Here is an 8,906-nt window from a genome sequence, read left to right on the forward strand (position 1 = left end):
ATGCGGCCGCCCGCCGCTACCGAGCTGCTCGTGGGCGGCGCCACCGCGCGCAACCTCGACAGCCTCGCCGCCACGGCCGACCGGCTCCCCGCCATGATCGGGCTGCTCGTCGGGGCCACGCTGCTGCTGATGTTCCTGGCCTTCGGCTCGGTGCTGCTGCCGGTCAAGGCCGTGGTGATGAGCGCGCTGAGCCTGAGCGCCACGTTCGGGGTCCTGGTGTGGATCTTCCAGGACGGCAACGGGGCGGGGCTGCTGCACGTCACGCCGGCGCCCCCGGAGGCGGGCATCGTCGTGCTGATGGCCGCGGTGGTGTTCGGGCTGTCCACCGACTACGAGGTGTTCCTGCTGTCGCGCATGGTGGAGGCGCGCGGGCGGGGGGCGTCGACCGCGGAGGCGGTGACGACCGGGCTCACGCGTACGGGCCGGGTGATCAGCGCGGCGGCGCTGCTGCTGATCGTGGTGACCGGGGCGTTCGCGCTGTCGAGCGTGACGACGATGCGCTTCGTCGGGGTCGGCATGATCGTCGCGCTGGTGCTGGACGCGACCGTGGTCCGGATGCTGCTGGTGCCGGCGGTGCTGCAGCTGCTGGGGAACGCGGCGTGGTGGGCTCCGGGGCCGCTGAAGCGCCTGCAGCAGCGCGCCGGCCTGGCCGAGGTCTCCGACGACGAGCCGGTCCCCGCGGCTCCCGCCCGCCTGCAGTTGCAGCCCACTTTCCAGCAGGCGCCCGCCTCCCCGGCTCCGGCCGCCTGGGGCGTGCGCGAGATGCCGGTCGCCGGGTCGGCGCCGTTGCCGGACATGCCCTTCGCCGGGTCCGCGCCCGGACCCGCTCGAGCGCGGATCTCCTTCGACCAGGCGCCGCCGATCCCCCCTCAGCTCGGCCCCGCGCACCGGCGGCTGGAGCTGCCGGCCGGCCCGGACAGCGCGGGCGATACGGCCTGACAAATCGCCCGTGTTGGCGGCGGCCCGGCGCTTCCGGATATCGTGGCGCGCTGACAAGCTGTGTCTCTGACAGGACGAGGATGACCGCGACAACCGACGGGACCACCACCGAGGGGATCGACCCGGAGCGGCTCGCGCTCTGCCTGGCGGTGATCGCCGAGGCCGAGGGGCTCGACCCCGAGCACCCGGACGCGGTGGCCGTGCGCCGTGCCACCGCGGGCCTGTTCAAGACGGTGAAGCTGCGCCGCCGGCGCGACCGCCGCGACGCGATCCTCGCGCACGACAAAGCGGTGACGGCGGCGACCGCGACCGGGGCGCCGAGCCGGATCGACGACGAGACCGCCGGGCTGCCGCTGAGCACGGAGACGACCGGGCGCTCGGCGGGCACCCTGCGGCAGCCCCGCGGGTGCTACATCTGCAAGCAGCGCTACACCGAGGTCGACGCGTTCTACCACCAGCTGTGCCCGGCGTGCGCGGCGAGCAACCACGCGAAGCGCGAGGCGCGCACCGACCTGACCGGGCGCCGCGCCCTGCTGACCGGCGGCCGCGCCAAGATCGGGATGTACATCGCGCTGCGGCTGCTGCGCGACGGCGCCCACACGACGATCACGACCCGCTTCCCCAACGACGCCGTGCGCCGCTTCTCCGCCATGCCCGACAGCGGCGACTGGCTGCACCGGCTCCGGGTGGTCGGCCTCGACCTGCGCGACCCGGCGCAGGTGGTGGCGCTCGCCGAGAGCGTGGCCGCCCGCGGGCCGCTCGACATCCTGATCAACAACGCCGCGCAGACCGTGCGCCGCCCGCCGGGCTCCTACTCCGCCATCGCCGCCGCGGAGTCCTCTCCCCTGGACCCGGGCCCGGTGGAGGTCGAATATCTCGGCGGGCCGTCCGCGCACACCGCCGCGCTGGCCGCCGCGGCGACGACCGAGTCCGGCGACCTGTCCCATCCGGGCCACGCCATCGGCCTCACCGGCGCCGGGGCCGAGCTGGCCGCCACCGCCCAAGCCGCCGCGTTCACGCCGCACGCGCTGACCGCCCTGGCCCTGACCGGCGGCTCGGCCAGCATGGAGCGCATCGCCGACCTGACCGCGATCGACGCCGGCGGCTTGGTGCCCGACCTGGCGGCGACCAACAGCTGGAGCGACCGGGTCCACGAGGTGCTGCCGCTGGAGCTGCTCGAGGTCCAGCTGTGCAACGTCACGGCACCGTTCATCCTGGTCAGCCGGCTGCGCGAGGCGATGGTCCGCTCACCGTTCCCGCGCCGCTACGTGGTCAACGTCTCGGCGATGGAGGGCATCTTCGCCCGCGGCTACAAGGGCGCCGGCCACCCCCACACCAACATGGCCAAGGCCGCGCTCAACATGCTCACCCGCACGAGCGCCGAGGACATGTTCGCCGACGGGATCCTCATGACCAGCGTGGACACCGGCTGGATCACCGACGAGCGGCCGCACCCGACCAAGGTGCGGCTGGCCGACGAGGGCTTCCACGCCCCGCTCGACCTGGTCGACGGCGCCGCCCGCGTCTACGACCCGATCGTGCGCGGTGAGGCCGGCGAGGACGTCTACGGCTGCTTCCTCAAGGACTACGCCCCGGTGCCGTGGTGACCGCCGTCCCCGACGACCTCCCCGTGGTGCGGGAGCTGTCGCGCAACCCCGAGGCCCGCCGCTGGCTGGCGGAGCTGCCGCGGCTCATCGACGAGGTGCGCGACGGCTTCGGCCTCTTCCTCGGCGCGCCCCTGCACGGCGGCTCGTGCAGCTGGGTCGCCCCCGCCACGCTCGCCGACGGCACCGGCGTCATCGTCAAGATCAGCTGGCCGCACCGCGAGATGTACGCCGAGCCCGCCGCTCTGCGCCTCTGGGACGGCCATGGCGCGGTCCGCCTGCTGCGCCACGACCGCAGCCGGCACGCCCTGGTCCTCGAGCGGTGCCTGCCCGGCGAGCAGCTGGCCGCCCGCCCCTTCCCGGCGGACGAGTCCCTGCGCATCGCCGCCGCGGTGCTGCGCCGGCTCTGGTCGGCCGGCGTCCCCGAGACCTGGGCGGCGCACGACCCCGAGACGCCCGAGTCGCTGGTCGACGTGGCCGCCGACTGGGGCGACATGGTCAGCGAGCGGATGGCGCGGCTGCACCCGGCGTACGATCCGGGCCTGGTCGCCGAGGGCGCCCGCCTGCTGCACGACCTGCCCCTGTCGGCGCCGCGCGAGGTGGTCCTGCACGGCGACTTCAACCCCGGCAACATCTTGTCGTCCGCCGCCGGGGGCGCGGCCGCCGGGGCCGACGGTGAGGACTGGGTCGCCATCGACCCGAAACCGATGATCGGCGACCCGGCGTACGACTGCTGGCCCCTGATCGAACAGCTCGGCGACCCGGCCGCCCGCGCCGCCCGGGTCCGCCTGCTCGCCGCCGAGCTCGACCTGGAGCCGGCCCGCATCGCCGCCTGGTGCGTGGCCCGTTCGGTGGAGGCCGCCCTCTGGCGCACCCACCACGGCCGCGAGCACGAGGGCGTCGCCGACCTCGCCGCCGCGGCCTCCCTGGCCCGCCTCTTCTGACCCGGGCGCCGCCCTTCCCGCCCCGTCATCCGATCGCCTGTCGCCGCCTGCCGTTCCCCCCTCCGCGCGGGGCCTCTCCCCCTCCGCGGCCTCTTCCTCTCCCCGAGGCGGCTCCTCCGCGCGACGGCTCCTCCTCCGGCTCCTCCTCCGCGCGCCGGCTCCTCCTTCGGCTCCTCCTCCGCGCGCCGGCTCCTCCTCCGCGCGCCGGCTCCTCCTCCGCGCGGCGGGCCCTCCTCCGCGCGGCGGCTTCTCTTCCTCCGCGCGGCGGCGCGATTCAGCGGCGGGCGGTCAGCACCCGGGCCGTCGCGGGGAGGCGATAGGCGCCCGTCGCGGTCCGGTGCCCGGCGATCGTGGCGGCCATCAGTCGGCGGGCGGCGGCGTGCCGCTCCTCGCCGAGCGCCCCGAAGAGCGCGCCGACCGGCCCGAAGCCGGCCACGAAGTCCCACCAGGCCGCGAAGTCCGGATACTCGGTCTCCCACCGGAACCACGAGCCCTCCACATCCCGCAGGCCCGCCCCGGCGAGGTGGCCGTCGAGGACGCCGGGACGTGCGGACGCCGCGAACGGCGCCTCCAGGTCGGGCACCTCCCCCGGCGGCAGGACGCGGCGCAGGACGTCGAGGCCGAAGCGGGTGTACGGGCTGCCCGCCAGGTCGCTCCACGTGGCGATGCTCAGGATCCCGCCGGGACGCAGCACCCGTCGCGCCTCCCGTGCCGAGTCCCCGAACGGCGCCGTCCCGGGCAGCAGCAGTCCCATCCGGGACGTGACCGCGTCGACCGTGCCGTCGGGGAACTCCAGCTCCGTCATGGACATCACCCGGAAGCCGACGGGGAGGCCCTCCCCGGCGGCTCGCGCCTGCCCGGCCGCCACGACCGCGGGGTTGATGTCGATGCCGGTGATCCGCAGGTCCGGGCGCCGCCGGGCGAGGGCGAGGGCGAGCCCGCCGGTGCCGCAGGCGACCTGCACGACGTGCGCCCCCGCCGGCAGCTCGTCCAGCGGCGCCAGCAGCGTCGCCACCAGCCCGTCGAGCAGCCGCATGATGTTGTCTCGATCCACCCGGCCCAGTCTGGGAGCGTCCCCCCGCGCGCGGCCATACGCCATCGGCCCCGATCCATACGCCGCCGCCCCAGGGCCACCGGTCGCACCCAGTCAGCGCCGGGTCAGCGCTTGAGCAGGGCCGCTGGCAGCACCTCGAGGAGCCACGCGGCGGACTCCTCCAGCGGCCACCCGAGGTCGTCGGTGCGGACGAACCAGGCGGCATTGCAGAGGTAGATCCACAGGATTTCCGTGGCCCGGGCCGGGCTCAGGCCGTCGCGCAGCGCGTCCAGCTCTCCCAGCCGATCGGCGGTCAGCTGCAGCCCGGCGCGGAGGCTGGCGTGGGCGATCTCCATGCTCTGCCGCACGCCCGGCTCCTGCGGTGCCGCGGCGACGACCTGGCGCATGAGCCCCGACCACCGCGCGAACTCGTCCCGGGTGGCGCCGACGACCAGCCGCACCAGCTCGTGCGGGTCGGTGGCGGCCTCGATGCGGGCGAGGATCCCGGAGCCCTCGGCGGCCTGCGTGGCGGCCTCGATCAGCGTGCGCAGCAGCCCGTTCTTCCCGCCGCCGACCGCGTAGACGGTGGCCGGGGCGACGCGGGCGGCCGCCGCGATGTCCTCGACCTTGGTGGCGAAGTAGCCGTGCTCGGTGAAGAGCTGCTGCGCCGCGTCCAGGATGGACCGGCGGGTGAGTTCGGCGTACTCGGCACGGCGGCCGGCTCGCCTGGGCGCGGATGTCACCGCTGGATGGTAACTGCTATGTTCGTCAGAGTCGGCTCTGACGAACAGGCCCGACTATAGTGAAAGAAGGACCCTCTGGTGCGCATCCTCTTCTCCAGCAGCCCGGCATTCGGCCACCTGCTGCCGATGCTCCCGTTGGCGGCGGCCGCCCGGCGGGACGGGCACGAGACGGCCGTGCTGACCCACCCGTCGCTGGCCGGCGCCGACCCCGCCCTGCCGCTCCTGCCCGCCGGTCCGAGCCAGGCCGAGCTGCTCGCCGACATCACCCGGCGCACCGGCGTCGACGCCCTGCAGGACCCGGCGGTCGGCGCGGTCGAGTTCTTCATCGGCAGCCGCATGCGCCTGGGCGCGGCCGACGCCGTCGCGGCGGCCCGCCAATTCCGGCCCGACCTGATCGTCGCCGACCTGGTCGACTATCTCGGCCAGTTCGCGGCGGCCGTGCTCGGCGTCCCCTGGGTCGCCCACGGCGCCACCCTGCCGCTGGTGCCGCCGCTGGCCGCGCAGTTCGCGCACCACGCCGCGGTGCGCTTCGCCGAGCACGGCGCCACGCCGGGCCCGGCCCTCGCCTATGTGGACCCGTGGCCGGACAGCCTGCTGCGCCCCACCGACGACTATCCGTACGAGCGTCTCCCCGTCCGCCCCGACCCGCACATCGGCGACGGCGCGCCGTGGTCCCCGCCGGCGTTCCCCGGCCGGGAGGGCCTGCCGACGGTCCTGGTCACGCTCGGCACCGTGCACGACGACCCCGAGATCCTGCGGGCCGTGCTCGACGACGTGGCCCGGCTCGACGTCAACGTGATCGCGGGCGGCGGCGCCGGATCGGGCCGGGAGAACGTCGCCGAGGTCGGCTTCGTGCCGATGCGCGACCTGCTCGGCGCGGCGGACCTGGTCGTCTCGGCCGCCGGCGCGGGCACCATGCTCTCGACGCTGGGCGCCGGGCTGCCGTCCGTCCTGCTGCCGCTGGGCCTCGACAAGCCGGTCAACGCCGAGCGGGCCGCGGCCACGGGCGCCGCCCTGGTCGCCGCGGCGCCCGGGGAGGTGGGCGGGCTGGCCGGCAAGGTGCTCGGCGACCCGTCGTACGCCGCCGCCGCGCGGGCCGTGGCCGCCGGGATCGCCGCCATGCCCGAGCCCGGCGCGGTGCTCGGGCAGCTGCTGGCCCGGCTCTGAGCCTCCCCCGTTCCGGGTAGTCCGGGCGGTCCGTGCGACCACGGCCGTCCGGCCTTTTCCCCCGCGGCCGCGATCCTTTCCCGTGTCCTTTCCGTAGCATGCGACAGTCATCGGAGAATTGCCGGGAGAATTGCGTGCGGATCATTTTCACGACCGATCAGGATGCCGAAGCATATTCGCTTCACCATTGGCTGAGCGGAGATCGCGAATTGGCGCGGCATGTCGTTGTCGACGTGCCGCAAGGGTCCGACCGTCAGGCCATGGGGGCCGTGGACACGGTGGCGGCGGTCTCGTCGTCGGTGATCGGGCTGGCCCAGCTGGCGGTCGCGGTCGCCACCTGGTTCCAGACCCGTTCCCCGCGGGTGGAGCTCACGGTCACCCGCCCGGACGGGCACCACCTGACGGTCAGCGGCGGGGATGTCGCCGTGGGCAAGGCACTCGCCGCCTTCCTCGCCGAGACCGGTTCCGCAGCGGTCCAGGCCACCCCGGACCGCCGGGCGGACGGCGCGGGCCACACCGCCGCTGACCAACGCCGGGCGGACGGCGCGGGCCACACCGCCGCTGACCAACGCCGGGCGGACGGCGCGGGCCACGCCGTCGGTGACCACCGCCGGGCGGACGGCGCGGGACACACCGCCGGTGACCACCGCCGGGCGGACGGCGTCGAGACGGCCGGGCCACCGCCCGCCACGACGGCCCGGCGGGCGAAACGGCGACGGTCGAGGCACTGACCGTGGGCCTGCCCGACCCGAAAGCGTCCCGGGCCGTGCTGGTGGGTGTCTCCCGCTACAAATACCTGCCGCCCCTTCCCGCGGTCGCCAACAATGTGACGGCCCTGTCCGAACTGCTGACCTCCGGCCGCGGCTGGCAGCTGCCGCCGGCGCATTGCGTCACGCTGCTCGATCCGCCGTCGGCCAGCACGGTGCTGCACAAGATTCACACCGCCGCCCGCCAGGCCACCTCGGGACTGCTGATCTATTTCGCGGGGCACGGGCTGCTCGACGACAGCCGGGGCGACCTGCACCTCGCGCTGTCCCGCAGCGACCAGAGCCGGCTGCACGACGCCGTGCCGTTCGCCCTGATCCGCCGGGAGATCGTCCGGACCGCGATCCGCTGCCCGGCGAAGGTGATCCTCATCGACACGTGCTTCTCGGGCGCCGCGATGACGGGATTCATGGGCGGCGGCGCGGTCGCCGATCTCGCGGTCACCGACGGGGCGTACCTCATGACGGCGAGCGACGAGCGCCGGCCCGCCCTGGCCCCGGAGGGCGAGCGGTACACCGCCTTCACCGGCGCGCTCGTGAACGTCCTGCGCCGCGGTGTGCCCGGCGGCCCGCCGCTGCTGGACATGGACACGATCTTCGACCGGGTCCGCATGGAGCTGCGGGCGCGGGACCGGCCGGAGCCGCAGAGCCGCAGCCGCAACCAGGGCAGCCGCATCGTCCTCGCGCCGAACAAGGTCGCCGCGCCGAAGGCCGCTCCGGCCACGGCCGGCCGCGGCGTCACCGGCGCCGACCTCGACACCATCCGCGGCGCGCTGATCATGGCGGCCCAGGGCGGCCGGCTCGTGGCGAAGTCGAAGGCCGGCCAGGTCATTCGGGAGGCCTGCCCGCACGTCCCGGCCGCCAACTGGGCCGGGGCGGGCTCGCTCGGCCGCTTCGTGGACACGCACCTGCCGGACCTCCGGCCGCGCCCCGGCGACCCGGACGACCACCTGCGCGTCCGGCCCCCGTCCGGCCCCGGCCCGAAGGCAAGCCCCGCCCCGAAGGCAATCTCCGGGGCGAAGGCGACGGCAGTCCCTGCGCCGAAGGCGATCATCGGCCCGAAGCAGCCCGCCAAGCCGAAGAGACCCGCGGGGAGGCGGAAGACACCACCGGCCCGCGCGCAGGTGCCCCTCCCGGCCCCGAGCCGGCCGGCCGCGGGAAAGGGCCCGGCGGGCAGGCGGATCCGCATCGCGTGCGCCGGCGTCGTCGTCGCCGCGGCGCTCGGCTGGGCGGGACAGCAGGCCCTGGCCTACCTCGGCCGGACGGACGGCCCCGACCCGACGCTGACGGTGACGCGGCCTGTGGAGGGCCCGCTGACCCAGGAGCGGTACACGGTCCGCGTCTCCCGGCCCGCCCCGGCGGGACGACAGCTGGTCGCCATGCTCCGGGACGCGACGCCGGGCGGCCCGGGCACCTGGTGGTTCTACCGGTGCACCGCCACGGCGGACGGCGGGGCGCAGTGCAAGAGCGTCCCGCTCGGCAAGAAGGGCAAGCCGATGCAGGTGGCGATCGTCGAGGTCGACGCGGCCCGGGGCACCCGGCTGCTCGCCAACGACAAGGCGGCACCCTTCCGCGGCGCCCCGGAGGACCTCGGCCCGTACGCCGTCTCGCGGGTCTACAGCTATCGGCGCTGACGGGGCGGATCGGGCGGTTTCCGCCACGGCGCCCCGAGGGTTCGGGCAAGCTGGCCGTCGAGGGGGTTCTCGTGGCGG

The 8,906-nt window shown here is 75.4% G+C and carries 8 protein-coding genes; 6 read left to right on the forward strand and 2 right to left on the reverse strand.

Translation table 11 applies throughout. The annotated features are described in order from the left end of the window. The 3 genes from RBH18_RS41465 to RBH18_RS41475 all read left to right on the forward strand — a co-directional run. Positions 1-939 (forward strand): MMPL family transporter (locus RBH18_RS41465; protein WP_306215998.1); only part of this gene is annotated, 939 nt, incomplete at its 5' end. Between the two features lie 80 nt (positions 940-1,019). Next, positions 1,020-2,546, forward strand: a complete 1,527-nt coding sequence (locus tag RBH18_RS41470) for an SDR family NAD(P)-dependent oxidoreductase (protein ID WP_306215999.1) — start codon at positions 1,020-1,022, stop codon at positions 2,544-2,546. Then, positions 2,543-3,487 carry an aminoglycoside phosphotransferase family protein gene (locus RBH18_RS41475; RefSeq protein ID WP_306216000.1) on the forward strand — a complete coding sequence of 315 codons (945 nt, stop codon included), beginning with the start codon at positions 2,543-2,545 and terminating at the stop codon, positions 3,485-3,487. The genes RBH18_RS41470 and RBH18_RS41475 overlap by 4 nt, the downstream gene beginning before the upstream one ends. A gap of 274 nt (positions 3,488-3,761) precedes the next feature. Here RBH18_RS41475 and RBH18_RS41480 read toward each other — a convergent pair whose 3' ends face one another. Further along, a complete protein-coding gene (locus RBH18_RS41480; RefSeq protein WP_306216001.1) occupies positions 3,762-4,541 on the reverse strand; it encodes a class I SAM-dependent methyltransferase in 780 nt (259 codons plus the stop codon). Positions 4,542-4,645: 104 nt separating this feature from the next. Continuing rightward, positions 4,646-5,263 (reverse strand): TetR/AcrR family transcriptional regulator, encoded by a 618-nt coding sequence (locus RBH18_RS41485; RefSeq protein ID WP_306216002.1) that lies wholly within the window; start codon positions 5,261-5,263, stop codon positions 4,646-4,648. Positions 5,264-5,341: 78 nt separating this feature from the next. Between RBH18_RS41485 and RBH18_RS41490 the strand changes: the two genes are divergently transcribed. The 3 genes from RBH18_RS41490 to RBH18_RS41500 all read left to right on the forward strand — a co-directional run bounded on the left by RBH18_RS41490 (position 5,342) and on the right by RBH18_RS41500 (position 8,828). After that, entirely contained in the window at positions 5,342-6,430 is a 1,089-nt protein-coding gene (locus RBH18_RS41490; RefSeq protein WP_306216003.1) for a glycosyltransferase, read from the forward strand. 98 nt (positions 6,431-6,528) lie between these two features. Then, positions 6,529-7,161 (forward strand): effector-associated constant component EACC1, encoded by a 633-nt coding sequence (locus RBH18_RS41495; RefSeq protein ID WP_306216004.1) that lies wholly within the window; start codon positions 6,529-6,531, stop codon positions 7,159-7,161. A 2-nt stretch (positions 7,162-7,163) separates the two neighbouring features. Beyond that, positions 7,164-8,828 (forward strand): caspase family protein, encoded by a 1,665-nt coding sequence (locus RBH18_RS41500; RefSeq protein WP_306216005.1) that lies wholly within the window; start codon positions 7,164-7,166, stop codon positions 8,826-8,828. Positions 8,829-8,906 lie beyond the last annotated feature (78 nt).

Source organism: Actinoplanes oryzae, assembly GCF_030757795.1.
Classification (GTDB): domain Bacteria; phylum Actinomycetota; class Actinomycetes; order Mycobacteriales; family Micromonosporaceae; genus Actinoplanes.